The organism is Enterobacter cloacae complex sp. HYC033_NIDB, assembly GCF_056673335.1.
The window spans coordinates 1,178,315-1,204,439 of record NZ_CP115123.1 but is presented as its reverse complement, the minus strand read 5'-3'; the positions used below and the strand labels follow the sequence as shown (position 1 = coordinate 1,204,439).

At 54.0% G+C, this 26,125-nt stretch carries 19 protein-coding genes, 2 tRNA genes and 3 rRNA genes; 14 read left to right on the top strand and 10 right to left on the bottom strand.

Features of this window, described 5'->3' with window-relative positions; all coding sequences use genetic code 11:
• Positions 1-7 precede the first annotated feature (7 nt).
• A complete protein-coding gene (locus tag O1721_RS05700) occupies positions 8-472 on the bottom strand; it encodes an FxsA family protein (RefSeq protein WP_003855925.1) in 465 nt (154 codons plus the stop codon).
• A gap of 335 nt (positions 473-807) precedes the next feature.
• On the opposite strand from O1721_RS05700, the gene aspA reads away from it, so the two are divergent.
• From aspA to O1721_RS05675, 5 genes are all read left to right on the top strand, one after another.
• On the top strand, positions 808-2,244 hold the full coding sequence (aspA, locus tag O1721_RS05695) for an aspartate ammonia-lyase (RefSeq protein ID WP_015572444.1): 1,437 nt from the start codon (positions 808-810) through the stop codon (positions 2,242-2,244).
• A gap of 116 nt (positions 2,245-2,360) precedes the next feature.
• A complete protein-coding gene (locus O1721_RS05690) occupies positions 2,361-3,662 on the top strand; it encodes an anaerobic C4-dicarboxylate transporter (RefSeq protein ID WP_003855921.1) in 1,302 nt (433 codons plus the stop codon).
• 113 nt (positions 3,663-3,775) lie between these two features.
• Positions 3,776-4,099 carry a divalent cation tolerance protein CutA gene (gene cutA / locus O1721_RS05685; RefSeq protein WP_003855908.1) on the top strand — a complete coding sequence of 108 codons (324 nt, stop codon included), beginning with the start codon at positions 3,776-3,778 and terminating at the stop codon, positions 4,097-4,099.
• Entirely contained in the window at positions 4,075-5,766 is a 1,692-nt protein-coding gene (locus O1721_RS05680; RefSeq protein ID WP_017694687.1) for a protein-disulfide reductase DsbD, read from the top strand. Before cutA ends, O1721_RS05680 begins: the two co-directional genes overlap by 25 nt.
• A 49-nt stretch (positions 5,767-5,815) precedes the next feature.
• On the top strand, positions 5,816-6,391 hold the full coding sequence (locus O1721_RS05675) for a transcriptional regulator (RefSeq protein ID WP_017383972.1): 576 nt from the start codon (positions 5,816-5,818) through the stop codon (positions 6,389-6,391).
• Here the strand turns inward: O1721_RS05675 and O1721_RS05670 are convergent.
• Together O1721_RS05670 and O1721_RS05665 are read right to left on the bottom strand one after the other, a co-directional pair.
• A complete protein-coding gene (locus O1721_RS05670) occupies positions 6,388-6,978 on the bottom strand; it encodes a LysE family translocator (protein ID WP_032646951.1) in 591 nt (196 codons plus the stop codon). The genes O1721_RS05675 and O1721_RS05670 overlap by 4 nt on opposite strands.
• Before the next feature lie 37 nt (positions 6,979-7,015).
• Positions 7,016-7,861: an AraC family transcriptional regulator gene (locus O1721_RS05665; protein WP_017383974.1), complete on the bottom strand. Its 846-nt coding sequence runs from the start codon at positions 7,859-7,861 to the stop codon at positions 7,016-7,018.
• A 169-nt stretch (positions 7,862-8,030) separates the two neighbouring features.
• On the opposite strand from O1721_RS05665, the gene O1721_RS05660 reads away from it, so the two are divergent.
• Together O1721_RS05660 and O1721_RS05655 are read left to right on the top strand one after the other, a co-directional pair.
• A tRNA-Phe gene (locus O1721_RS05660) sits at positions 8,031-8,106 on the top strand.
• Between the two features lie 113 nt (positions 8,107-8,219).
• Positions 8,220-8,837, top strand: coding sequence for a DUF2238 domain-containing protein (locus O1721_RS05655; RefSeq protein WP_015572442.1), 618 nt, complete (start codon positions 8,220-8,222; stop codon positions 8,835-8,837).
• 107 nt (positions 8,838-8,944) lie between these two features.
• On the opposite strand, the gene rrf is transcribed toward O1721_RS05655, so the two are convergent.
• The 4 genes from rrf to O1721_RS05635 form a co-directional block, all read right to left on the bottom strand.
• A 5S ribosomal RNA gene (rrf, locus tag O1721_RS05650) occupies positions 8,945-9,060 on the bottom strand.
• A gap of 67 nt (positions 9,061-9,127) precedes the next feature.
• Positions 9,128-12,033: ribosomal RNA gene (locus tag O1721_RS05645) — 23S ribosomal RNA — on the bottom strand.
• A gap of 192 nt (positions 12,034-12,225) precedes the next feature.
• Positions 12,226-12,301: transfer RNA gene (locus O1721_RS05640), tRNA-Glu, on the bottom strand.
• Between the two features lie 84 nt (positions 12,302-12,385).
• Positions 12,386-13,927 (bottom strand): 16S ribosomal RNA (locus O1721_RS05635).
• Together the 16S, 23S and 5S rRNA genes with 1 tRNA gene alongside form the textbook arrangement of a ribosomal RNA operon.
• A 485-nt stretch (positions 13,928-14,412) precedes the next feature.
• Between O1721_RS05635 and O1721_RS05630 the strand changes: the two genes are divergently transcribed.
• Entirely contained in the window at positions 14,413-15,366 is a 954-nt protein-coding gene (locus tag O1721_RS05630; RefSeq protein WP_032620763.1) for a nickel/cobalt transporter, read from the top strand.
• 33 nt (positions 15,367-15,399) lie between these two features.
• Here the strand turns inward: O1721_RS05630 and proP are convergent, their stop codons facing one another.
• On the bottom strand, positions 15,400-16,902 hold the full coding sequence (proP, locus tag O1721_RS05625; protein ID WP_015570231.1) for a glycine betaine/L-proline transporter ProP: 1,503 nt from the start codon (positions 16,900-16,902) through the stop codon (positions 15,400-15,402).
• Between the two features lie 646 nt (positions 16,903-17,548).
• Here proP and kdgT point away from each other — a divergent pair.
• On the top strand, positions 17,549-18,541 hold the full coding sequence (gene kdgT, locus O1721_RS05620; protein WP_017382657.1) for a 2-keto-3-deoxygluconate transporter: 993 nt from the start codon (positions 17,549-17,551) through the stop codon (positions 18,539-18,541).
• Positions 18,542-18,573: 32 nt separating this feature from the next.
• Here kdgT and O1721_RS05615 read toward each other — a convergent pair whose 3' ends face one another.
• Both O1721_RS05615 and crfC read right to left on the bottom strand, forming a co-directional pair.
• On the bottom strand, positions 18,574-19,452 hold the full coding sequence (locus tag O1721_RS05615) for a diguanylate cyclase regulator RdcB family protein (RefSeq protein ID WP_015570229.1): 879 nt from the start codon (positions 19,450-19,452) through the stop codon (positions 18,574-18,576).
• On the bottom strand, positions 19,449-21,803 hold the full coding sequence (gene crfC, locus O1721_RS05610; protein WP_032646914.1) for a clamp-binding protein CrfC: 2,355 nt from the start codon (positions 21,801-21,803) through the stop codon (positions 19,449-19,451). The genes O1721_RS05615 and crfC overlap by 4 nt, the downstream gene beginning before the upstream one ends.
• 590 nt (positions 21,804-22,393) lie before the next feature.
• On the opposite strand from crfC, the gene O1721_RS05605 reads away from it, so the two are divergent.
• From O1721_RS05605 to phnE, 5 genes are all read left to right on the top strand, one after another.
• Positions 22,394-22,729 carry a zinc ribbon domain-containing protein YjdM gene (locus O1721_RS05605; protein ID WP_003860206.1) on the top strand — a complete coding sequence of 112 codons (336 nt, stop codon included), beginning with the start codon at positions 22,394-22,396 and terminating at the stop codon, positions 22,727-22,729.
• Between the two features lie 80 nt (positions 22,730-22,809).
• A complete protein-coding gene (gene yjdN, locus O1721_RS05600; RefSeq protein WP_032104775.1) occupies positions 22,810-23,247 on the top strand; it encodes a VOC family metalloprotein YjdN in 438 nt (145 codons plus the stop codon).
• A gap of 136 nt (positions 23,248-23,383) precedes the next feature.
• Positions 23,384-24,172, top strand: coding sequence for a phosphonate ABC transporter ATP-binding protein (gene phnC / locus O1721_RS05595; protein ID WP_003860210.1), 789 nt, complete (start codon positions 23,384-23,386; stop codon positions 24,170-24,172).
• 23 nt (positions 24,173-24,195) lie between these two features.
• Positions 24,196-25,212: a phosphonate ABC transporter substrate-binding protein gene (gene phnD, locus O1721_RS05590; RefSeq protein ID WP_032104778.1), complete on the top strand. Its 1,017-nt coding sequence runs from the start codon at positions 24,196-24,198 to the stop codon at positions 25,210-25,212.
• 117 nt (positions 25,213-25,329) lie between these two features.
• Positions 25,330-26,109 carry a phosphonate ABC transporter, permease protein PhnE gene (phnE, locus tag O1721_RS05585; RefSeq protein ID WP_032646912.1) on the top strand — a complete coding sequence of 260 codons (780 nt, stop codon included), beginning with the start codon at positions 25,330-25,332 and terminating at the stop codon, positions 26,107-26,109.
• Positions 26,110-26,125 lie beyond the last annotated feature (16 nt).

The following is a 26,125-nucleotide window of genomic DNA, read 5'->3' as shown; positions in this document are numbered from 1 at the left end:
CACAAACTCACCGATCGTCTTTATGATCTAACCTGTCGCGCTGCTCATCCTTACGCTGGTATTCCCCTTCAAAGGTATCCCCCGGGCCGGTGCTGAAACCACCGCCTGGCATACGGCTAAAACGTAGATGCGGCAGCAGCTTCATGGTCAGGTGCTTCTGCACCGGCGGCAACAGCAACAGCAGGCCGAGGAAGTCGGTAAAGAAGCCCGGCAGGATCAGCAGCAAACCAGCGATAATCAGCGACACGCTTTTGATCATCTCGGCGGCCGGGCTTTCGCCTGCGGCCATCTTCTGCTGCATTAACAGGAAATTTTTGAAACCCTGATTGCGCACCAGCGACATGCCGATGACGGAGGTGAAGATCACCAGAATCAGCGTCAGCAGGACGCCCAGCACATGGGCAACCTGGATGAAAATCGAAATTTCAATGTAAACATAAAGAAAGAAAGCAATAAATGGTATCCAGCGCACTGGCATCTCCTGTATGGCAGGTGCCTTCTGGCCCCTGACTGAATGTGTTCGCGAAGCGCGTAGATAAGAGATGGTGACGGTTAGCCAAATTTCAATCGGTTTGCACGGATATTTTTTCTGGAAATATTAAAGCGGTGACATATTTCACAGATTAATAATTATCATGAAATCGGGTCGATAATAAGTGATCCAGCTTACGGCAATTCGCTATCATCAGCATATGATCTCGAACATCTGGCCGATTGAGGGAATAATCGTCGGTCATAAAATATTCAAAACCACATATATACTGTGTGTTTAGTACAATCCATCGGCAGCTTGAAAAGAAGGTTCACATGTTAAACAACATTCGTATCGAAGAAGATTTGTTGGGTACCAGGGAAGTTCCAGCGGATGCCTACTATGGTGTTCACACTCTGAGAGCGATTGAAAACTTCTACATCAGCAACAGCAAAATCAGCGACATCCCTGAATTTGTGCGTGGTATGGTGATGGTAAAAAAAGCCGCGGCTCTGGCGAACAAAGAGCTGCAAACCATTCCTAAAAGCGCTGCAAATGCGATTATCGCCGCGTGCGATGAGGTGCTGAACAACGGCAAATGCATGGATCAGTTCCCGGTTGACGTCTATCAGGGCGGCGCGGGCACCTCCGTCAACATGAACACCAACGAAGTGCTGGCAAACATCGGCCTGGAGCTGATGGGTCATCAGAAAGGTGAATACCAGTACCTGAACCCGAACGACCACGTTAACAAATGTCAGTCCACCAACGACGCCTACCCAACCGGCTTCCGCATCGCGGTGTATGCCTCTATCGTCAAACTGGTCGACGCGATTAATCAGCTGGGCGATGGCTTCCAGCGTAAAGCCGTTGAGTTCCAGGACATCCTGAAAATGGGCCGTACCCAGTTGCAGGACGCGGTGCCAATGACCCTCGGACAGGAATTCCACGCGTTTAACGTGCTGCTGAATGAAGAGACCAAAAACCTGCTGCGCACGTCCGAACTGCTGCTGGAAGTGAACCTGGGCGCAACCGCCATCGGTACACGCCTGAACACGCCAGATGGCTATCAGCAGCTGGCGGTACAGAAGCTGGCTGAAGTGTCCAACTTGCCGGTTGTGCCTGCGGAAGACCTGATTGAAGCTACCTCAGACTGCGGCGCCTACGTGATGGTGCACAGCGCACTGAAACGTCTGGCGGTGAAACTGTCCAAAATCTGTAACGACCTGCGCCTGCTCTCCTCCGGTCCGCGCGCTGGCCTGAATGAAATCAACCTGCCAGAGTTGCAGGCGGGTTCATCCATCATGCCAGCTAAAGTGAACCCGGTGGTGCCAGAGGTGGTGAACCAGGTTTGCTTCAAGGTTATTGGTAACGATACGACCGTCACCATGGCATCCGAAGCCGGTCAGCTCCAGTTGAACGTGATGGAGCCGGTGATTGGCCAGGCGATGTTTGAATCTATCCATATTCTGACCAACGCCTGCTACAACCTGCTGGAAAAATGCATCAACGGCATCACCGCGAATAAAGAAGTGTGTGAAGGCTACGTCTATAACTCCATCGGCATCGTCACCTACCTCAACCCGTTCATCGGCCACCACAACGGCGATATCGTCGGGAAGATTTGTGCCGAAACCGGTAAGAGCGTGCGTGAGGTGGTTCTCGAGCGAGGATTGTTGACCGAAGCCGAACTGGACGATATCTTCTCCGCCCAGAACCTGATGCACCCGGCATATAAAGCGAAACGATATACCGATGAAAGCGAACAGTAACCGTTCAGGCTAAGCTTCCGAAAGGCACGTCACTTGTGACGTGCCTTTTTTCTTTATGGGCGTTACCAAAACACAACAATTCAATATCAACTTGTTAATGAGCAAGGCAGGTCTTTATGTTTGGAGCAGAACTCGTCATCGTCCTGTTGGCGATTTATTTGGGCGCACGACTCGGGGGTATCGGCATCGGTTTTGCCGGCGGTCTCGGGGTGCTTGTACTTACCCTGATCTTTCAGATTAAACCCGGCGCAATCCCTTTTGACGTTATCGAAATCATCATGGCGGTTATTGCTGCTATCGCGGCTATGCAGGTCGCAGGCGGTATGGACTACCTGGTGAGCCTGGCGGAGCGAATGCTGCGTCGCCATCCGAAATACATCACCTTCCTTGCCCCACTGGTGACCTGGTTTATGACCATTCTCGCCGGTACCGGCCATACCGCTTTCTCCACGCTGCCGGTAATCACCGAAGTGGCGAAAGAGCAGGGTATTCGCCCGTCTCGCCCTCTTTCTATTGCCGTGGTCGCCTCCCAGATTGCGATTACCGCCTCGCCTATTTCCGCGGCGGTGGTCTTCTTCGCGGGTATCCTTGAGCCGATGGGCGTAAGTTACCTGACGCTGCTGGCAATCTGTATTCCGGTCACGCTGATCGCGGTAATGATCACTGCCGTACTGTGTAACTTCCTCGGTGCCGAGCTGAAAGACGATCCGGTTTACCAGGAGCGTCTGGCAAAAGGTGAAGTGAGCCTGCGCGGTAGCCAGGTCTTCGAGCTGAAGCCGCATGCAAAACGCTCCGTGCTGCTGTTCCTGATTGGTATCGTCGCCGTGATGTTCTACGCGACCGCCATCAGCGATACGGTAGGTCTGATCCAGAACCCGGTTCTGCCGCGTAACGAAGCCATTGTGGTATTTATGCTGACCATCGCGACGCTGATCAGCATCACCTGTAAAATCGACACCAGCGAAGTGCTGAACGCCAGCACCTTCAAATCCGGCATGAGCGCCTGCGTGTGCGTGCTGGGCGTGGCGTGGCTCGGTGATACCTTTGTGAAAGCGCACATCAGCGATATCCAGACCGTTGCAGGCGACCTGCTGCACAACTATCCGTGGCTGCTGGCGGTAGTGCTGTTCTTTGCCGCGACGTTGCTGTACTCCCAGGCTGCGACCACCAAAGCGCTGATGCCTGCGGCACTAATGCTGGGCGTGACGCCGCTGACGGCGATTGCCTCTTTTGCAGCGGTTTCCGCCCTGTTCGTTCTGCCCACCTACCCAACCCTGCTGGCCGCGGTTGAGATGGATGACACCGGCTCAACCCGTATTGGTAAATACGTGTTTAACCACGCGTTCCTGATCCCGGGCGTGGTGGCGATTACGCTCTGCGTGATCCTCGGCTTTATCATCGGCGGCATTGTGCTGTAAACGATTAGCCGTTGTAAAAATAGTTAAAATCGGGCCGCTCTGCGGCCCGTTTCATTAATGACCAACCGCCTTGCGTGATATAGTGAAGACTTTCGTGATGAGGAGGTCGACTTGTGAACACGCCTGATGCTGTTGTTGTACTGTGCACCGCCCCTGATGAAGCTTCTGCCCAGGATCTGGCCGCCAAAGTGTTGGCCGAAAAACTGGCTGCCTGTGTCACACTTCTTCCCGGCGCCACCTCCCTTTATTACTGGGAAGGTAAGCTGGAGCAAGAGTACGAAGTCCAGATGTTGCTCAAAACCAACCTGACAAACCAGCAGGCGCTCCTCGACTGCCTCAAGTCTCATCATCCATACCAAACCCCGGAGCTGCTGGTTCTGCCAGTGGTCCACGGCGATAACGATTATCTCTCATGGCTCAACGCTTCATTACGCTGATCCTGCTGCTGTGCAGCACGTCAGCTTTTGCCGGATTGTTTGACGCACCCGGCCGTTCGAACTTTATTCCTGCCGACCAGGCGTTCGTTTTCGACTTTCAGCAAAACCAGCACGATCTCAGTCTCACCTGGCAGGTGAAAGAGGGTTACTACCTCTATCGCAAGCAGGTCAGCATCACGCCGGCAAAGGCGAACGTCGGCGCATTGCAGATGCCCGCTGGCGAGTGGCACGAGGACGAGTTCTACGGTAAGAGTGAAATTTATCGTCAGCGCTTAAGCGTGCCCGTCACGGTGAATCAGGCGGATAAAGGCGCTACCCTGACGGTGACGTATCAGGGCTGCGCCGATGCGGGCTTCTGCTATCCCCCTGAAACAAAGGTCGTTCCGCTTAGCGAAGTGAAAGCGGCGGCCTCCCCTCTCCCCTCAGGGGAGAGGGGTGAAGGCAAAGCCGCTTCAGACCTTCCGTTCTCAGCGCTTTGGGCGTTATTGATTGGTATCGGCATCGCCTTTACGCCCTGCGTACTGCCCATGTACCCGCTTATCTCTGGCATCGTGCTGGGCGGTAAACAACGCCTTTCCACTACCCGCGCGCTGTTGCTGGCCTTTATCTATGTGCAGGGCATGGCGTTAACCTATACGGCGCTCGGCCTCGTGGTCGCTGCTGCCGGATTGCAGTTCCAGGCCGCCCTTCAGCACCCTTATGTGCTTATCGGTCTGTCAGCGGTGTTTATTCTGCTGGCGCTGTCGATGTTTGGCCTGTTCACCCTGCAACTGCCCTCTTCCCTGCAAACCCGTCTGACGCTAATGAGCAACCGTCAGCAGGGTGGCTCTGCGGGCGGCGTGTTCGCCATGGGTGCCATCGCCGGGCTGATTTGCTCCCCCTGCACCACCGCGCCGTTGAGCGCCATCCTGTTATACATTGCTCAGAGCGGCAACCTGTGGCTCGGCGGCGGCACGCTGTACCTCTACGCGCTCGGCATGGGCCTGCCGCTGATCCTGGTGACGGTGTTTGGCAATCGTCTGCTGCCGAAGAGCGGACCGTGGATGGAGACGGTGAAAACCGCGTTTGGTTTTGTCATTCTGGCGCTACCGGTATTCCTGCTGGAGCGCATCATTGGTGATGTGTGGGGTACACGTCTGTGGGCGATGCTCGGCGTGGCCTTCTTCAGTTGGGCGTTTATCGTGAGTCTGGGGGCGAAGAAACCGTGGATGCGCCTGCTACAGATCCTTCTGCTGGCGGCCGCGCTGGTGAGCGTCCGTCCACTACAGGACTGGGCGTTTGGCACCCCGGCAGGTCAAACGCAGGCTCATCTGAATTTTATACAGATTAAGAACGTGGATGACCTTAACCGCGCCCTGGCGCAGGCGAAAGGCAAACCGGTCATGCTCGATCTCTACGCCGACTGGTGCGTGGCCTGCAAAGAGTTTGAAAAATACACCTTCAGCGATCCGCTGGTACAACATGCGCTGAGCGATACCGTTCTGCTCCAGGCGAACGTTACCGCCAACAGCGCGCAGGATAAGGCTCTACTGAAGCAACTTAATGTGCTCGGGCTGCCTACCATCCTGTTCTTCAATGAACAGGGGGAAGAACAGCCGACGCAGCGTGTAACCGGGTTTATGGACGCGACGACATTCAACGCGCATTTGCGCAATCGCCAACCGTAAACAACACTTTAGACGGGACAAACCGTTGGGAATAGCGGAGGAGATAACCGTGCAACGCGAAGACGTACTGGGACAAGCCCTGCAATTGCTTGAGATTCAAGGGATCGCCAGCACCACGCTTGAGATGGTCGCCGACCGTATCGATTACCCTCTGGATGAACTTAAGCGCTTCTGGCCGGATAAAGAGGCGCTGCTGTACGATGCCCTGCGCTATCTCAGCCAGCAGGTGGATATCTGGCGCAGGCAGCTGATGCTGAATGAAGAGCTGACCACCGAGCAAAAGCTGCTGGCGCGCTATACCGCACTGACGGAGTGTGTAACCAACAACCGTTACCCAGGCTGTCTGTTTATCGCCGCCTGCACCTACTATCCGGATCCCGGACACCCCATCCATCAACTGGCAGATCAGCAAAAACGTGCCGCGCACGAGTTCACACACGAGCTGCTGACCACACTTGAAGTGGATGATCCGGCAATGGTCGCGAAGCAGATGGAGCTGGTGCTGGAAGGTTGCCTGAGCCGCATGTTGGTGAACCGTAGCCAGGCGGATGTGGATACGGCGCACCGTCTGGCGGAAGATATTTTGCGGTTCGCGCAGTGTCGTATGGGTGGTGCTCTGACCTAAGCCAGCATTCCCGTCCAGGCGGAAATAAACAAACACAGCGCCATCGCGCGCTGAAATCGCACCATCGCCACGGTGGTGCGGAAAATCCGGTTCACCGCCTTCCCCAGCCACGCCCAGCACAACAAACAGACCACGGAGATCGCCAGAAACCATAGCGCCATCAGCGCAATATCCCGAAATGCATGGTCGCTTGCCGGAGCAAACAGGCTGACAACTGCCAGCGCCATCATCCACGTTTTTGGGTTTACAACCTGTAATAACGCCGCCGCCCGCGCGGTAAAGCGGACATGGAGTCTGGAGGAGAGATTCGCGGCCGGGGCGCTAAACAGCTGCCAGCTCATCCAGGAAAGCCACAGCACGCCCGCCCAGCTCATTAACTGACGTATCAGCGGATATTGACGTAACACTTCTCCTGCCCCTGCGCCTGAAACCAGAACAATAGCGCTGGCGGCAATACACCCGCCCAGGATCGCAGGAACCGTATTTTTTACGCCAAAGTGCTGACTGTTAGCCAGTACCAGAATATTGGTTGGCCCCGGTGTAATCGAGGCGACAAATGCAAACAGCAGGAAGGGTAATAAATTCACAGGTGACTCCTTTTTTATTAGAGCCACGAATGTGCCGTTATTTTCTGGAAACGTCTGGAAGGTTTGTGCACAACCGACGGTAGTGTGCCGGAGAAATACGGTATGCCCGCTGGAACCAGCGACCAAGATGGCTTTGATCGGCAAAACCCACTGCCGCCGCAACATCAACAGGCAGTTCCCCACACGCCAGCATCTGTCGGGCCTTTGCCAGGCGCAGCTGGATAAGCCAGGCGTGCGGTGCCAGGTGAAATTCGCGCTTAAAACAGCGGGTGAGCGTAAAGCGATCTGTACCCGTCTCACGGGCAAGGTCTGACAGCCCCACGTTCTCGCCGATATGCGCATAGAGATAGTCGCGGGCACGATGCGCCACGGCGGAGCTTTGTAACTGCAACGGGAGTTTCTTACGCCAGTGGCAGTGGGCAGTGATCTGAGAGAGCAGGTTATCCATTGTGCTCTGTTGGACGATCTTCATCTCATCGTTATGCAACGAGGCAAATGTATCACCGATAGCGCGCACCAACTGAGGCTCTCGCGTCAGCGTTTGGGCAAAGTGGAGGGTGTAGCTCCCGGGAGTAGAGTCGTACAGCCCTTGAAGCGTACGGGTGAGCCAGTGTTCATCCAGATAAAAGGTCAGATAAGTAAAGCCCCCCTCTATCGGCGCATCACCGTCATGGATCTCCCCGGGCTCAAGTAAAAAAGCATCGCCCGGCTGGCTACGGTGGCGTTCACGGCGACAGTGGAACTGCTGGGTGCCGGAAAGGGTTATTCCGACCAGATAGCTATCATGCCAGTGGGGATCAAAGGCATGTCCTTCGAAATGCGCCTTAATTGTCTCAATACCTGTTTCTGCATGCTGACGCAGCTCAAGCCAGTCGTTTGCCATACTGCCCTCCTCTTACCGTCAGCATTGTCACATCTTGCCTGAACTGTCTGGAAGATTTGTGCAATTCCAGGGCACAAACGGACAGATTGCCGCAAACTTAAGCAGTTGAACAGCTTTTCCCGAAATAATGTTGACGATCGCGCGCGATTGCGGTTTAATGCGCTCCGTTGCCCGGATAGCTCAGTCGGTAGAGCAGGGGATTGAAAATCCCCGTGTCCTTGGTTCGATTCCGAGTCCGGGCACCACTATTTAAAGAACCCAGCCTACGGCTGGGTTTTTGCTTTTCTGTATCCGCTACGCATTGAATTTTCCCTTCTGTCAGGTAATAGTGATTTTTTCCCCTGACAATGAAAATGATATGACCTTATCTGCTTTAAAAGTCGGGTCACTGCTCCTGCTGTTGATCCTGTTTTATACCGGCCTGTTCACGAGCGATCGCATCACCTGGCTGATGGAGGTGACGCCCGTCATTATCATCATCCCACTTCTGCTTGCCACGCACCGGCGATACCCCCTGACTCCCCTTCTCTATACCTTGATTTTCTTCCACGCCATCATTCTGATGGTTGGTGGTATGTACACCTATGCAAAGGTTCCGGTTGGTTTTGAGGTTCAGGAGATGCTCGGGCTTAGCCGAAATCCGTATGACAAGCTCGGTCACTTCTTCCAGGGGCTGGTTCCCGCACTGGCAGCGCGAGAAATTCTGCTGCGCGGTGGGTATGTTCGTGGACATAAGATGACGGGATTTCTGGTGTGCTGTGTTGCTCTGGCCATTAGCGCCACCTATGAACTCATTGAGTGGTGGGCAGCTTTGGCAATGGGACAGGGTGCGGATGATTTTCTGGGGACGCAGGGCGATCCATGGGATACCCAGTCAGATATGTTTTGCGCGCTGCTTGGTGCGTTAACGACGGTGCTGATCCTTGGGCGTTTCCATCAGCGGCAATTGCTTCGTTTGAATGTTTGTCAGGGATAGTACGCTCTGAGTTGCCGGGTGACGGCTTCGCCTTACCCGGCCTGCCGTTTTTCAACAAACAAACGCAAAAAGGCCATCCTTCCGGATGGCCTCTTCACTTGTTTGATGCCTGGCAGTTCCCTACTCTCACATGGGGAGACCCCACACTACCATCGGCGCTACGGCGTTTCACTTCTGAGTTCGGCATGGGGTCAGGTGGGACCACCGCGCTAAAGCCGCCAGGCAAATTCTGTTAATCTGTATCAGGCTGAAAATCTTCTGTCTCTTCGCCAAAACAGCTTCGGCGTTGTAAGGTTAAGCCTCACGGTTCATTAGTATCGGTTAGCTCAACGCATCGCTGCGCTTACACACCCGACCTATCAACGTCGTCGTCTTCAACGTTCCTTCAGGAGACTTAAAGTCTCAGGGAGAACTCATCTCGGGGCAAGTTTCGTGCTTAGATGCTTTCAGCACTTATCTCTTCCGCATTTAGCTACCGGGCAGTGCCATTGGCATGACAACCCGAACACCAGTGATGCGTCCACTCCGGTCCTCTCGTACTAGGAGCAGCCCCCCTCAATTCTCCAGCGCCCACGGCAGATAGGGACCGAACTGTCTCACGACGTTCTAAACCCAGCTCGCGTACCACTTTAAATGGCGAACAGCCATACCCTTGGGACCTACTTCAGCCCCAGGATGTGATGAGCCGACATCGAGGTGCCAAACACCGCCGTCGATATGAACTCTTGGGCGGTATCAGCCTGTTATCCCCGGAGTACCTTTTATCCGTTGAGCGATGGCCCTTCCATTCAGAACCACCGGATCACTATGACCTGCTTTCGCACCTGCTCGCGCCGTCACGCTCGCAGTCAAGCTGGCTTATGCCATTGCACTAACCTCCTGATGTCCGACCAGGATTAGCCAACCTTCGTGCTCCTCCGTTACTCTTTGGGAGGAGACCGCCCCAGTCAAACTACCCACCAGACACTGTCCGCAACCCGGATTACGGGTCCACGTTAGAACACCAGCCATTAAAGGGTGGTATTTCAAGGTTGGCTCCACGCAGACTGGCGTCCACGCTTCAAAGCCTCCCACCTATCCTACACATCAAGGACCAGTGTTCAGTGTCAAGCTATAGTAAAGGTTCACGGGGTCTTTCCGTCTTGCCGCGGGTACACTGCATCTTCACAGCGAGTTCAATTTCACTGAGTCTCGGGTGGAGACAGCCTGGCCATCATTACGCCATTCGTGCAGGTCGGAACTTACCCGACAAGGAATTTCGCTACCTTAGGACCGTTATAGTTACGGCCGCCGTTTACCGGGGCTTCGATCAAGAGCTTCGCGTTGCCGCTAACCCCATCAATTAACCTTCCGGCACCGGGCAGGCGTCACACCGTATACGTCCACTTTCGTGTTTGCACAGTGCTGTGTTTTTAATAAACAGTTGCAGCCAGCTGGTATCTTCGACTGATTTCAGCTCCGTCCGCAGGGACTTCACCTACACATCAGCGTGCCTTCTCCCGAAGTTACGGCACCATTTTGCCTAGTTCCTTCACCCGAGTTCTCTCAAGCGCCTTGGTATTCTCTACCTGACCACCTGTGTCGGTTTGGGGTACGATTTCGTGTTACCTGATGCTTAGAGGCTTTTCCTGGAAGCAGGGCATTTATCACTTCAGCACCGTAGTGCCTCGTCATCACACCTCAGCGTTAATAAGGTACCGGATTTACCTGGAACCTCCGCCTACATGCTTAAACCGGGACAACCGTCGCCCGGCTGACATAGCCTTCTCCGTCCCCCCTTCGCAGTAACACCAAGTACAGGAATATTAACCTGTTTCCCATCGACTACGCCTTTCGGCCTCGCCTTAGGGGTCGACTCACCCTGCCCCGATTAACGTTGGACAGGAACCCTTGGTCTTCCGGCGAGCGGGCTTTTCACCCGCTTTATCGTTACTTATGTCAGCATTCGCACTTCTGATACCTCCAGCATGCCTCACAGCACACCTTCAACGGCTTACAGAACGCTCCCCTACCCAACAACGCATAAGCGTCGCTGCCGCAGCTTCGGTGCATGGTTTAGCCCCGTTACATCTTCCGCGCAGGCCGACTCGACCAGTGAGCTATTACGCTTTCTTTAAATGATGGCTGCTTCTAAGCCAACATCCTGGCTGTCTGTGCCTTCCCACATCGTTTCCCACTTAACCATGACTTTGGGACCTTAGCTGGCGGTCTGGGTTGTTTCCCTCTTCACGACGGACGTTAGCACCCGCCGTGTGTCTCCCGTGATAACATTCTTCGGTATTCGTAGTTTGCATCGGGTTGGTAAGCCGGGATGGCCCCCTAGCCGAAACAGTGCTCTACCCCCGAAGATGAGTTCACGAGGCGCTACCTAAATAGCTTTCGGGGAGAACCAGCTATCTCCCGGTTTGATTGGCCTTTCACCCCCAGCCACAGGTCATCCGCTAATTTTTCAACATTAGTCGGTTCGGTCCTCCAGTTAGTGTTACCCAACCTTCAACCTGCCCATGGCTAGATCACCGGGTTTCGGGTCTATACCCTGCAACTTAACGCCCAGTTAAGACTCGGTTTCCCTTCGGCTCCCCTATACGGTTAACCTTGCTACAGAATATAAGTCGCTGACCCATTATACAAAAGGTACGCAGTCACCCCATAAAGAGGCTCCCACTGCTTGTACGTACACGGTTTCAGGTTCTTTTTCACTCCCCTCGCCGGGGTTCTTTTCGCCTTTCCCTCACGGTACTGGTTCACTATCGGTCAGTCAGGAGTATTTAGCCTTGGAGGATGGTCCCCCCATATTCAGACAGGATACCACGTGTCCCGCCCTACTCTTCGAGTTCACAGCAAGTGTGCTTTCGTGTACGGGACTATCACCCTGTACCGTCGGACTTTCCAGACCGTTCCACTAACACACAAGCTGATTCAGACTCCGGGCTGCTCCCCGTTCGCTCGCCGCTACTGGGGGAATCTCGGTTGATTTCTTTTCCTCGGGGTACTTAGATGTTTCAGTTCCCCCGGTTCGCCTCGTTAACCTATGTATTCAGTTAACGATAGTGCAACGGATTGCACTGGGTTTCCCCATTCGGACATCGCCGGGTCAAGGGTTCATATCACCTCGCCGGCGCTTTTCGCAGATTAGCACGTCCTTCATCGCCTCTGACTGCCAGGGCATCCACCGTGTACGCTTAGTCGCTTAACCTCACAACCCGAAGATGTTTCTTTCGATTCACCATCGACTTGCGAAAATTTGAGAGACTCGAACACACATGAGCTGTGTGTCGTTTCAATTTTCAGCTTGATCCAGATTTTTAAAGAGCAAATATCTCAAACATGACTCGCAAGTCAGTTTTGAGATATGACGGCAGGTGACTTTCACTCACGAACCAGCAAGTGGCGTCCCCTAGGGGATTCGAACCCCTGTTACCGCCGTGAAAGGGCGGTGTCCTGGGCCTCTAGACGAAGGGGACGTACAGTCTCAATCGCAAGACGCCTTGCTATTTACTTTTCATCAGACAATCTGTGTGGACACTACAAAGGCAGGTTCTTTAAGGTAAGGAGGTGATCCAACCGCAGGTTCCCCTACGGTTACCTTGTTACGACTTCACCCCAGTCATGAATCACAAAGTGGTAAGCGCCCTCCCGAAGGTTAAGCTACCTACTTCTTTTGCAACCCACTCCCATGGTGTGACGGGCGGTGTGTACAAGGCCCGGGAACGTATTCACCGTGGCATTCTGATCCACGATTACTAGCGATTCCGACTTCATGGAGTCGAGTTGCAGACTCCAATCCGGACTACGACGCACTTTATGAGGTCCGCTTGCTCTCGCGAGGTCGCTTCTCTTTGTATGCGCCATTGTAGCACGTGTGTAGCCCTACTCGTAAGGGCCATGATGACTTGACGTCATCCCCACCTTCCTCCAGTTTATCACTGGCAGTCTCCTTTGAGTTCCCGGCCGGACCGCTGGCAACAAAGGATAAGGGTTGCGCTCGTTGCGGGACTTAACCCAACATTTCACAACACGAGCTGACGACAGCCATGCAGCACCTGTCTCAGAGTTCCCGAAGGCACCAATCCATCTCTGGAAAGTTCTCTGGATGTCAAGAGTAGGTAAGGTTCTTCGCGTTGCATCGAATTAAACCACATGCTCCACCGCTTGTGCGGGCCCCCGTCAATTCATTTGAGTTTTAACCTTGCGGCCGTACTCCCCAGGCGGTCGACTTAACGCGTTAGCTCCGGAAGCCACGCCTCAAGGGCACAACCTCCAAGTCGACATCGTTTACGGCGTGGACTACCAGGGTATCTAATCCTGTTTGCTCCCCACGCTTTCGCACCTGAGCGTCAGTCTTTGTCCAGGGGGCCGCCTTCGCCACCGGTATTCCTCCAGATCTCTACGCATTTCACCGCTACACCTGGAATTCTACCCCCCTCTACAAGACTCTAGCCTGCCAGTTTCGAATGCAGTTCCCAGGTTGAGCCCGGGGATTTCACATCCGACTTGACAGACCGCCTGCGTGCGCTTTACGCCCAGTAATTCCGATTAACGCTTGCACCCTCCGTATTACCGCGGCTGCTGGCACGGAGTTAGCCGGTGCTTCTTCTGCGGGTAACGTCAATCGACAAGGTTATTAACCTTATCGCCTTCCTCCCCGCTGAAAGTACTTTACAACCCGAAGGCCTTCTTCATACACGCGGCATGGCTGCATCAGGCTTGCGCCCATTGTGCAATATTCCCCACTGCTGCCTCCCGTAGGAGTCTGGACCGTGTCTCAGTTCCAGTGTGGCTGGTCATCCTCTCAGACCAGCTAGGGATCGTCGCCTAGGTGAGCCGTTACCCCACCTACTAGCTAATCCCATCTGGGCACATCCGATGGCAAGAGGCCCGAAGGTCCCCCTCTTTGGTCTTGCGACGTTATGCGGTATTAGCTACCGTTTCCAGTAGTTATCCCCCTCCATCAGGCAGTTTCCCAGACATTACTCACCCGTCCGCCACTCGTCAGCGAAGCAGCAAGCTGCTTCCTGTTACCGTTCGACTTGCATGTGTTAGGCCTGCCGCCAGCGTTCAATCTGAGCCATGATCAAACTCTTCAATTTAAAAGTTTGATGCTCAATGAATTAAACTTCGTAATGAATTACGTGTTCACTCGTTGAGACTTGGTATTCATTTAGTGTCCGAGGACATTAAGAATCCATGTCACTTTGAGTGCCCACACAGATTGTCTGATAAATTGTTAAAGAGCAGTTGCGACGCGCTTCAGCGCTCTGTCGCGAGGTGGCGTATATTACGCTTTCCTCTTTCAGAGTCAACCCGTTATTTCAGGATTTTTTCTCTTCAGCCGACCGGGTTATCTGTGAAGTGATTCACATCCGCCGTGTCGATGGAGGCGCATTATAGGGAGTTCCCGAGCGACCGCAACAGAAAAGTTGCAAAAAAATGACTGACTGCTGTATTCCCCAGCAAAACCCCGCCTTATACCTTTTTACACACAGACTTATCCACAATCCATTGACGATCCCGGTGTGATCCAGCGATTTGAACACTATACTAGCGGCAAATATTTCTCTCGCGGGCCAACCTCATGACGACACAACGACTTCAACGTGACTGGCGTATCCCAACCGCCGGGCTCGCCGTGCTGGTGTTACTTATGGCAGGTTTTGCACTGCATACGCACTGGAATGCTTTTATTCAGTGGTGCCTCGCCACCCAGATCACCCTGCACCGATATCTGGTGATGTATCTGCTGCAACTTAATAATCATCAGTACAGCGGTGGGCTATGGTTGTTAACCGGTGCGTTTCTTTATGGTGTACTCCATGCCGTTGGACCTGGGCACGGCAAATTTATCGTCACCACGTATCTCACCACCAATAAAGAGAGCCAGCTCGCGGCGCGCGTCGTACCGTTTATCGGTAGCATGATGCAGGGCGTCAGCGCGATCGTCTTTGTCTTTATCCTGGCGGTTGGATTGAACCTCGCGTCAGGAGATATCAGCACCAGCCGTTGGTACGTCGAGAAAATCAGCGCCGTGCTGATTGCCGTCTTCGGTGCGTTTATCATTTATCAGGCGCTCAGCAGCCTGCGTCCGCGCAAAATGGCGATTAGCGCCATCAAGCCGCTTCAACAGCATAATGAACGCTGTGGCTGCTGCCATCACGGCGTAGGGGTGGATCTGACTAAAAGCGACTGGAAAACCCGTCTGGGCGTGGTGCTGGCCATTGGCGCACGCCCGTGCAGCGGGGCAATTATGATCCTGATGTTCTCGAATGCGCTCGGTATTATTAGCTGGGGGATTGCTGCTGTGATGACAATGTCGCTGGGCACGGCGCTGTCGATTATGGGGCTGTCGCTGGCAGTACGTTACGCGCGTGAACGCACAGTAACCTGGTTTGGCGGCGGCACGTCCCTGAACTGGGTAATGCCGATGGTCAAAATTGCCGGAGGGGTTGTTCTGATACTGTTCGCGACGATCCTGTTCCTTACGGTGATCCCCGTCAGCGCCGGCGGCGACTATATTGCCGCAGGATGCTAATAAAAGAAAACCCGCCAGCGGCGGGTTTTTTTATCACTCGTTAATTCGCGGATGCTGATCGACAAGGCGAGAGCGTTTTGTCTGGAGCGCCTCAATCTCTGCGTCAATATCTTCAATCTTCTGCTCTACATTATCGTAGTGCTCACGCAGGATCTCTTTCGCTTCCTGAATATCAGACGCCGCAGGCGTTGCCCCTTTCAACGGACGATTCGCCGTCTCCTTCATGGTAATACCGGTAATCAGGCCGATCACCGCAATGACCATCAGATAGTAAGCAGGCATCATCAGGTTCTGCGTGCTCTCCACCAGTGAAGCAGCAAGCGTCGGCGTCAGGCCCGCAATCAGAACGGAGATATTAAAGGCTGCCGCCAGCGCACTGTAGCGAATATGCGTCGGGAACATTGCCGGCAGCGTAGAAGCCATCACCCCGATGAAGCAGTTGAGGATCACCGCCAGCATCAGCAGACCGGCGAAAATCAGCCCCAGCACATTGCTGTTAATCAGAATAAAGGCCGGGATTGCCAGTGCGAACAGGGCGACGCTGCCGAGAATAATGAATGGCTTACGGCCAAAGCGGTCGCTCAGCAGACCCATAATCGGCTGCACAAACAGCATACCCACCATGATGGCGATAATAATCAGCACACCGTGGTCTTCCGAGTAGTGCAGGTTATGCGACAGGTAGCTCGGCATGTAGGTCAACAGCATGTAATAGGTGACGTTGGTGGAAATCACCAGACCAATACAGGTCAGCAGGCTGCGCCAGTGTTTGGTCGCAATCTCCTTGAACGACACTTTCGGGCCATCCTGTAACCCTTCACGGTCACCCTGCTCCAGCTTTTCAACGTGCTGCTGGAACGCAGGCGTCTCTTCCAGGGCGTGACGCAGATAAAGCCCAATGATGCCCAGCGGCAGCGCCAGGAAGAACGGAATACGCCAGCCCCAGTCAAGGAAGTTCTCTTCACCCACTACGGTTGAGATCAGAACCACAACCCCCGCGCCCATGACAAAACCGGCAATCGAACCAAAGTCCAGCCAGCTGCCCATAAAGCCACGTTTACGGTCCGGAGAATATTCAGCGACAAAAATCGATGCGCCGGTATATTCGCCACCAACGGAGAAGCCCTGCGCCATCTTACAGATCAACAGCAGAATCGGCGCCCATATACCAATAGTTGCATACGACGGAATAAGGCCGATACAGAATGTACTTATCGACATGATGACAATGGTAATAGCCAGGATCTTCTGGCGACCATATTTATCACCCAGCATGCCGAAGAAAAGGCCACCGAGAGGACGAATCAGGAAGGGAACGGAGAACGTACCCAGCGCAGCAATCATCTGCAAGCTGGGATCGGCACCAGGGAAGAACACTTTACCAAGTGCATAGGCCACAAAGCCGTAAACACCAAAATCGAACCACTCCATCGCATTACCGAGCGAGGCCGCTGTAATCGCTTTGCGCAGTTTCGCGTCATCAATAATGGTGACATCGCGCAGCGTGATGGGTTTTACTTTTTTCCTTCTAAGCATAGCTTTCCTCGTAGACTCAGCCCCGTCCGTTTCACAGCGCATTTTGCAAGCTGTGAACCAGAGATCCGCTCCATGCGAATCTCCTTATTCAAGCGTAGCAGGTTTACTTACATTGACGTTTTACCTCAATACAACCGAACCTGTTGACGCCTGTCTGGGCAGTTAAAGACCTTTTTACCCTACCAGCGTTTATATATGTGATCAACTTCACACTTATTTTTCCTGTTCGTAAGTTGCCTTCAGCTTTTGTCAATTCACGATAAATAAGGTCATTCTAAACCCCCTTATCAAACAGATCTTAACGCCCGTTATTATTCCTCCCCAAACAAAATGCAAGCACATTTTTTCACAGCGAATTTACACAAAATTCAATTATTAACAGTGGGCAATCCTGTTTACATTCAATATGTGACGAAGATAACTAAAACAGCGTTTTATTTTCGTTGAATCACAATTCCAAAGATCGCATGATAAATCCGAACACGATATCCCAGCGGCTTTCAAATGAAGGAATGCTGAACACCTGAATTTCGCTCTACAGCATAAATAACGAATCGATTGGCCCTAAAAAAGGCAATCTTTTGAATTTGTTGATCTATTTTTTGAGCTTTCCGCCAGCCATGCGGACGAGATGTGAGGGTTAATGATGAAGATTAAAGCAACAATAGAACGCATCCCGGGCGGGATGATGCTGGTCCCGCTGGTACTTGGCGCGATATTAAATACGCTGGCCCCGAATACCGGTGCTTATTTTGGCGGTTTTACAAAAGGTATGATTACCGGAACGGTACCGATTCTGGCAGTCTGGTTCTTTTGCATCGGCGCATCTATTAACTTGCGTGCAACAGGTACGGTATTACGTAAATCAGGGACGCTGGTCATTACTAAAATTGCGGTCGCCTGGGTTGTTGCCATGATCTGTGCAATGTTCATTCCGGAGAATGGAATTCAGACCGGCTTCTTCGCCGGATTATCTGTTCTGGCCATAGTCTCAGCAATGGATATGACCAACGGCGGTCTCTATGCCAGCCTGATGAATCAATATGGCACCAAAGAAGAATCGGGCGCGTTCGTGCTGATGTCCCTGGAGTCGGGTCCGCTGATGACGATGTTGATTCTGGGTTCTGCCGGCCTTGCCTCTTTTGAACCACACCATTTTGTCGGGGCGATCCTGCCGTTCCTGATTGGTTTTGCGCTGGGCAACCTCGATCACGATCTGCGTGATTTCTTCAGCAAAGCCACCCCGGTACTGATCCCGTTCTTCGGCTTCGCGTTGGGCAATACCATCAACCTGAACGTGATTCTGGAAACCGGCCTGCTGGGCATTGTGCTGGGTGTTGCCGTCATCGTCATCACGGGTATTCCACTGATTATTGCAGACCGCGTCATCGGAGGCGGCAACGGAACCGCGGGCGTGGCCGCCTCTTCGGCCGCAGGCGCTGCGGTAGCCAACCCGGTGATTATCGCCCAGATTAACCCGGCCTTTGAACCCGTGGCCGCTTCCGCCACGGCTCTGGTTGCCGCCAGCGTGATTGTGACGGCAATTCTGGTCCCTGTCATCACGGCACTGTATGCCAGACGCTTTGGGCATGTGCCTGAGTCCCGGACAGAACCTGAAGCGGTAGAAATGCACCACTAACCCTTTCGCCCCCTCCTTAAAAAGAGGGGCAATCACGTACCAAATATCTCTTCCACCATGCCATCCACCAGCCGTTTTGCCGAACAGAGTCTCGGCATTCCCAGCGCGACCGTTTGCCAGCTCTGCGTCACTGACCAGCTCACCGGATGTTTATCCGCCTGACACCAGTCCCCCAGCCAGCCCAGCATATCTTTATAATCAATCAGACCGGGAGAAGCGGGCGTCGTCAGCCACTGATGGTAAAAATGCCGGGTGGTGGGAGAAGCATTAATTCCCTGTGCCAGATAGTTTGCGGCCATGCTGCGCAGATTATCTTTCAGCATGGCCGCCACATCGCTATTCGCCAGACGACAGGCATCGCCAAACGCCCCCCAGCGCAACTCTTCCAGCACGATAAAGCAGCGGCCAGCCAGCGACCAGCCGTCATACTGCCCGGCTCGCCAGCGGGTAAAAATTTGCTCACTGTGCTCACCCGCCTGAACCGTAAGGCCGCGCTGCGCGAGCGCTTTCTCTTTATAGGCGGCACGCTGGTTGAAATGTGAGGAGAGCTCTTCGTACTGTTGCAACAATCCGGGCGGTTGAGGGAGGCGTGGATTCACCTGCTGGCGCAGGGCTACCAGCCTGTCGGACATACGGGTCAGCGCAAGGTGTCCGGGGTCGAGCATACCGGCCAGTTTCTCCGCCAGACCCAGCCGCAGCGCTGCATTTTCGTTGAGCATTCCCGCCATTGCCCACGGCCGCAGCCGGGTCTGCGTAATGATCTCCTGCGTCAAACGCTCACGAAATTGCAGTTGCTGTGGCCCCAGGAGGGAGTGACGTGCAGCGTCCGCCCCCTGGACCAAATCGACCATAAATTTTGGGTGAATACACTCCAGCGTCCGCCCGGGACCGTCCAGTAGCTGTGTTGTCATGGTTGCTCTGCCGCGAATAAGGTTTGAATATCATCGCGTAACAGTCGGGTATCTTCCTGAATCCACGCCGCAGTAGTCATACTTTGCTTCAACAACTGGCTAAGCGCCCGGGTTGAATGTTCATTCTGCTGCCGCACGGCAAGGCTATCACGCAAGCTTTCCTGTAACCCGGTCAGGCACAACGAAAACTCTGCAAAGAACGTTGCCATACCTGCCGTAACAGAGACATCGACCTGCGCGGCCAAAGCTTTACGTATTTGATCGCAAAACTGATCGATATGTTGCGTAAATTTGCCATGAAGCTGAACGATGTCGATGACATAGCGTGTGCGCGTCACGACATACTCTTCCCAGCCCCAGCCGGGATTATTGAGCCAGCGCGAGACGGTATTACGTACGCTGCCTGCCCCGGCTGGCTGACTGGCGGGAGGGGTGTCCTGCACAATGGCATCATTAAATAAGCCGCGCGTATTGAAATTAAGCTGGTTTGCCTGAAACGCCGGGAAGCTAATCCGCGCCCGAAATCCGGCATGACTGAGCTGTTCCTTGATTCGCGTCTCGATAGGGCGCATCGCCTCATTCAACGATCGGGCAAGCGTAGACTCCAGCTGATCGAAGCGTAACGCCAGCTCCCGGCCAATTCTGCTCTGCGCATTCAGCATAATCTGCTCGCATGACGATCGAATCTTGCTCAGGACAATCTGCGCCTGCCCTTCATCGTCAAGCACCAGCTGCTGGATTGCATCCGCGTCGTCTGCACGCAAACTGGATGGCTCGCGCCCTGCTAAATCAAGAATAGACGGGCGGCTAAAAATGTCGCCCAGCGCCTGGTGAAGTTCACCTTTCTGGCGAAGCAGGAATGCATCCGTTGTGTTGAGCGCCTCTTCAACTTCATGCTGGACCTCATCGCTCACCACGCTCTGCCGCTGACGCAGCAACGTCATATCCTCTTCCAGACGCGCAATATTCAGCTCCAGCTCATCAAAAGCGACCGTCAGTCCCTGATGGCGAAAATCCAGGTATTCTCTGGCATTTTGCGCATAGTTCAGCAGCTTATGCGATGCCGACCGCAAAGCGAACAGCGAGGCGTTGGCGTAAGCCGCGTAAATCAGTTTGCGGATGGGCTGTTCGAACAGCGAATCCTCCCACAGCAGATCCGCCGCATGGCGAATATGGTCAATATCGTCCAGGTCGGCCGTTCGCCAGCGGCGGCCCAGCGCGGCCTCGGCAAAATCCTGTACCCAACGCTGATCCTGATGATTGGGAAGGCGCCCATGAACGTTCATCTCATAGCGGGCGCGGTTTGCCAGATAGGCCCACATGGAAGAGACCGGATAAATTTGCCCCGGAGAAATATTTCCTTTCATCAGCGTGCCGGAAATCATCGCCCGCACCTGCTCTTCATCGTCGCTGTTACGATCTTTCTGATCGAATTTGTTGACCAGGGCGTAAAGCGGCACGGATTTGCCGGCAGCCGAAATTGCCTGACGAACCTCCGCATCAGAAATAGATTTAAGCTGTGTATAGTCCATCACCGCCAGCACGGCGGAGGCGCGCGCCAGCTGCTCGCTGAGCATTTTTTGCAGGTGCGGCTGACCGGCCTCGTTCGGCCCCGGCGTGTCGAGCAGCGTCAGTTGCCCCAGGTGCGCATCCAGACCGGCGAGATGCACAAACTCCACCTCAATCACCGGAATATGTTCTATCGCGGCATACTCAGAGAACGGAAACTCCACGCCCAGCGCCTGAGACAGCCGCACCAGATCGTTCAGGCTTTTCAGACAATGAAAGATGGGCTCCGCGCCCAGGTGATGTTTTTCAAACGCCTCACCTCTTTCTATGCGCTCCAGCAGCGTATTCATGTCCTTGTCGATTTCCAGACGCCGCGCCAGCTTGCCGCGATCTTTATCGCACAGTTTTTTCTGCAACTGGGTAATCAGGGTATCGATGGGCGATACGTGCAAAAAATGCAGCACCGGCTCCTTCTGGCCCGGCGTATGGCGGATCAGCGTGGGAAGCGCCGTCATCGGACGATTGCGGTTCGGCAGCACCTCCGTGCCCACAATCGCATTAATGGTGGTCGATTTTCCCGCTTTCATGGTACCCACAATCGCCAGCACCATTTCGAGGCGGGTTATTTTGCGTAATTCGTTATTCAGCATCGCCTGCTGAGCGTCGACACCCCGTGCGCTAAAATGTAATGGCAAAACGTTGTTATTAACGCCGCTCATGGCAGCGGTTGTGCTATCCAGCTTTGCAATCGGCATAGATTTTAATGAATCAAGATTGTTCAGCGCGAGCTGTAACAAACGTTCAGCTTCCTGGCTTAATTCAAATATGGTCTGTGTGTGCATGATAAAAGCCTTCCCTTAACGCAAATTTATTACTTTTATTAAGCCACATGTTTTAATTATACTTTTCAGGCTTATATGATCACGTATGGAAAACATGTTCATTTAATACAACTAACTGAAGATAATGAGAATTTAAAAACCACCCTCGTAATACGTGTAAAACATCCCCTGGCCAGAAAGCCAAAAGTGAATAGACAAAACGCATTTTCAGGAAACATCAGGATATATCATCGTTATTTACCCACCAAAAAAGAGAGGTATTCCCTGGCGCCAAAAGATGTATGGCGTCAGAAGAGGATAGATAAATAACGGCTTGTTCCTTCACCTTATCCGAAATGGCACAGCGTAGCAATTTGCTGTAATAAAATATTCGATACATTTAGCATGATTACGATCTCTGCCGTTCAGGGCTTAAGATTCCCTTAATTCACTGACAGTTCGTGTCATCGCTTGCGCATTTATGCGCTATTTTTATAAAACAATATCACCGACAAAAGTGGGGATTTGCGTTATACTCGCTGCCTTTTTCGGCACACTGCCGTCATTTAGCTGGCGTTTTCCAGCGTGTTAACACTTTTGAGGATACCAACATGCAACTTCCACACTGCCCGAAATGCAATTCTGAATACACCTATGAAGACAATGGCATGTTCGTTTGCCCGGAATGCGCCCATGAATGGAACGATGCGGAGCCTGCACAGGACAGCGATGCGCTGATCGTGAAAGACGCAAACGGCAACCTGCTGGCAGACGGCGACAGCGTTACCGTTGTGAAAGATCTGAAGGTAAAAGGCAGCTCCTCTATGCTGAAGATCGGCACTAAAGTCAAAAATATCCGTCTGGTTGAAGGCGATCATAATATCGACTGCAAAATTGACGGCTTCGGTCCGATGAAACTGAAATCTGAGTTCGTGAAAAAGAACTGATTGTCCCGCCCGGTGACGCTTCGCTTACCGGGCGTTCGGGAACTACACTTAACGGGCTTTTCTTACGTGAGGTAAAGATTATGCCGTTAAGTCCCTACATCTCTTTCGCCGGCAACTGTGCGGAGGCGACCGCCTTCTATCAGCAGGCCGTCGGCGCAGAGCTCCTCTACAAAATCACCTTCGGCGAAATGCCCAAAGACGAAAACAGTGAAGAAGGCTGTCCGTCAGGCATGAACTTCCCGGATACCGCCATCGCCCACTCTAACGTCCGCATTGCCGGCAGCGATATCATGATGAGCGATGGTCTGCCACCCGGCAGCAGCGCGCAGTACGCCGGATTTACGCTGGTGCTCGACACGCAGGACGTGGATGAAGGCAAACGCTGGTTCGACAACCTCTCTGATGGCGGCAATGTGGAAATGGCCTGGCAGGAGACTTTCTGGGCGCACGGATTCGGGAAAGTCACCGACAAATACGGCGTGCCGTGGATGATTAACGTCGTTAAGCAGCAGCACTAATTTTCGGGCGGTGGGCAGTCTGCCTCCGCCTGTCATCAAACTCCCCTCAACTCTTCAAATTCCCGCAACCGAGACTTAACCCAAATGTCATATTGATGCGCCAGCATGAGGCCACATTTATCGTGAGGCCCGGCACATGCAAACTGTCATTCGCGTCGAGAAACTGAGCAAAACCTTCCATCACAACAAGGCGCTGCATGCCGTTGATCTGACCGTCCAGCAGGGCGAAATGGTGGCGCTGTTGGGGCCGTCTGGTTCAGGTAAATCCACCCTTCTTCGTCACTTGAGCGGCCTGATTACCTGTGACAAAACGCCGGAAAGCCGCGTCGAACTGCTGGGTAACACCGTGCAACATGCGGGGCGTCTGGCGAGCGATATTCGCAAAAGCCGCGCTCAGACGGGCTATATCTTTCAGCAGTTCAACCTGGTGAACCGCCTGACCGTGCTCGAGAACGTGCTGATAGGCGCGCTCGGCAGCACCCCGTTCTGGCGCACCTGCCTGCGCTGGTTCTCCCCATCCCAGAAGCAAGAAGCCCTACAGGCGCTGACCCGCGTCGGCATGGCGCATTTCGCCCACCAGCGCGTCTCCACGCTCTCCGGCGGACAGCAGCAGCGCGTCGCCATTGCCCGCGCCCTGATGCAGAAAGCCAAAATCATTCTGGCCGATGAACCTATCGCCTCGCTGGACCCGGAATCGGCCCGCATCGTGATGGAAACCCTGCGCGACATCAATCAGAACGACGGCATCACCGTGGTGGTGACGCTGCATCAGGTGGATTACGCCCTGCGCTACTGCGAGCGCATCGTCGCCCTGCGTCAGGGCCATGTGTTCTTCGATGGCGCAAGCCACCAGTTTGATAACGAACGTTTCGATCATCTCTACCGCAGCGTAAACCGCGTCGAAGAGCGCGCGCAGGCTGCTTAACGTCCCCATAACGAGGAATGGACATGAACTACAAAGCCGTTGCCGCGCTGGCCTTCACCAGCATGTTCAGCATCAGCACCCTGCTAAGCCCTGCTTACGCAGAGGAACAGGAAAAAGCGCTGAACTTTGGCATCATTTCAACGGAATCACAGCAAAACCTGAAGCCGCAGTGGGAACCGTTCCTGAAAGATATGGAAACCAAACTGGGGATCAAAGTGAACGCCTTCTTCGCCCCGGACTACGCGGGCATCATTCAGGGAATGCGCTTCAACAAAGTCGACATCGCCTGGTATGGCAACCTCTCTGCTATGGAAGCGGTAGATCGCGCGAACGGCCAGGTCTTCGCCCAGACCGTTGCGGCAGACGGCTCCCCGGGCTACTGGAGCGTGCTGATCGTGAACAAAGACAGCCCGATCAACAACCTCAACGACATGCTCGCCAAACGCAAAGAGCTGACCTTTGGTAACGGCGACCCGAACTCCACCTCCGGCTTCCTCGTCCCTGGCTACTACGTCTTCGCGAAAAACAACGTCTCCGCCAGCGACTTTAAGCGCACGGTCAACGCCAGCCACGAAACCAACGCCCTGGCCGTGGCGAATAAGCAGGTTGACGTCGCCACCAACAACACTGAAAACCTCGACAAGCTGAAGACCTCCGCGCCGGACAAGCTGAAGGAAATCAAGGTCATCTGGAAATCACCGCTGATCCCGGGCGACCCGATCGTGTGGCGCAAAAACCTCTCTGAGAACACCAAGGACAAGGTCTACGACTTCTTTATGAACTACGGCAAAACGCCGGAAGAGAAAGCGGTTCTGGCACGTCTGGGCTGGGCGCCGTTCCGCGCGTCCAGCGATTTGCAGCTGGTGCCGATTCGCCAGCTGGCGCTGTTCAAGCAGATGCAGGGCGTGAAGGACAACAAAGGTCTGAAGGAAGAAGAGAAGACCAGCAAAGTGTCGGAAATTCAGGCGCAACTGGACGATCTCGACCGCCTGACCGCCGCGCTCGGCGCCATGACCAGCGTGAATAAAGCGGTGCAGTAACGCTTTTCTCCCTCTCCCTGTGGGAGAGGGCCGGGGTGAGGGCATCAGCACGCACATTTCCCCCTCACCCTAACCCTCTCCCTCAAGGGAGAGGGGACTAAACCCAAAGGAGCCAACATGCAAACCATCACCCTCCCGCCGCCAAAGCGCAGCTGGTTCTCGCTCATAAGCTGGGCCATTCTGCTGGCGGTGCTCGTTATCTCCTGGAAGGGCGCGGAGATGGATCCGCTGCTGCTCTTCAAAGATTCCGGCAACATGGCGACCTTCGCCGCCGACTTCTTCCCGCCGGACTTCAGCCAGTGGCAGGACTACCTCGGTGAAATGGCGATCACCCTGCAAATTGCCGTCTGGGGCACCGCCCTCGCCGTGATCCTCTCCATTCCGTTTGGCCTGATGAGCGCCGAAAACATCGTGCCGTGGTGGGTTTACCAGCCGATGCGTCGCCTGATGGACGCCTGTCGCGCCATCAACGAAATGGTCTTTGCGATGCTGTTCGTGGTCGCCGTCGGCCTGGGTCCGTTCGCGGGCGTGATGGCGCTGTTCATCCACACCACCGGCGTGCTCTCCAAGCTGCTCTCCGAAGCGGTTGAAGCCATCGAGCCCGGCCCGGTGGAAGGCATCCGCGCAACCGGAGCGAACAAAATCGAAGAGATCCTGTACGGCGTCCTGCCGCAGGTGATGCCGCTGCTCATCTCCTACTCCCTGTACCGCTTCGAGTCCAACGTTCGCTCCGCCACCGTGGTCGGCATGGTGGGCGCAGGCGGCATTGGCGTCACCCTGTGGGAAGCCATTCGTGGTTTCCAGTTCCAGCAAACCTGCGCCCTGATGGTGCTCATCATCGTCACCGTCAGCCTGCTGGATTTCCTCTCTCAACGTTTGCGTAAGCACTTCATCTGAGAAGCGAGGCTTTGAT

Bases quoted from the DNA above. Each gene is read 5' to 3' on its own strand.
- aspA (WP_015572444.1), top strand. From the start codon at position 808: ATGTTAAACAACATTCGTATCGAAGAAGATTTGTTGGGTACCAGGGAA.
- O1721_RS05690 (WP_003855921.1), top strand. From the start codon at position 2,361: ATGTTTGGAGCAGAACTCGTCATCGTCCTGTTGGCGATTTATTTGGGC.
- O1721_RS05680 (WP_017694687.1), top strand. From the start codon at position 4,075: ATGGCTCAACGCTTCATTACGCTGATCCTGCTGCTGTGCAGCACGTCA.
- O1721_RS05665 (WP_017383974.1), bottom strand. From the start codon at position 7,861: ATGGCAAACGACTGGCTTGAGCTGCGTCAGCATGCAGAAACAGGTATT.
- O1721_RS05655 (WP_015572442.1), top strand. From the start codon at position 8,220: ATGACCTTATCTGCTTTAAAAGTCGGGTCACTGCTCCTGCTGTTGATC.
- O1721_RS05630 (WP_032620763.1), top strand. From the start codon at position 14,413: ATGACGACACAACGACTTCAACGTGACTGGCGTATCCCAACCGCCGGG.
- proP (WP_015570231.1), bottom strand. From the start codon at position 16,902: ATGCTTAGAAGGAAAAAAGTAAAACCCATCACGCTGCGCGATGTCACC.
- kdgT (WP_017382657.1), top strand. From the start codon at position 17,549: ATGAAGATTAAAGCAACAATAGAACGCATCCCGGGCGGGATGATGCTG.
- O1721_RS05615 (WP_015570229.1), bottom strand. From the start codon at position 19,452: ATGACAACACAGCTACTGGACGGTCCCGGGCGGACGCTGGAGTGTATT.
- crfC (WP_032646914.1), bottom strand. From the start codon at position 21,803: ATGCACACACAGACCATATTTGAATTAAGCCAGGAAGCTGAACGTTTG.
- O1721_RS05605 (WP_003860206.1), top strand. From the start codon at position 22,394: ATGCAACTTCCACACTGCCCGAAATGCAATTCTGAATACACCTATGAA.
- yjdN (WP_032104775.1), top strand. From the start codon at position 22,810: ATGCCGTTAAGTCCCTACATCTCTTTCGCCGGCAACTGTGCGGAGGCG.
- phnC (WP_003860210.1), top strand. From the start codon at position 23,384: ATGCAAACTGTCATTCGCGTCGAGAAACTGAGCAAAACCTTCCATCAC.
- phnD (WP_032104778.1), top strand. From the start codon at position 24,196: ATGAACTACAAAGCCGTTGCCGCGCTGGCCTTCACCAGCATGTTCAGC.
- phnE (WP_032646912.1), top strand. From the start codon at position 25,330: ATGCAAACCATCACCCTCCCGCCGCCAAAGCGCAGCTGGTTCTCGCTC.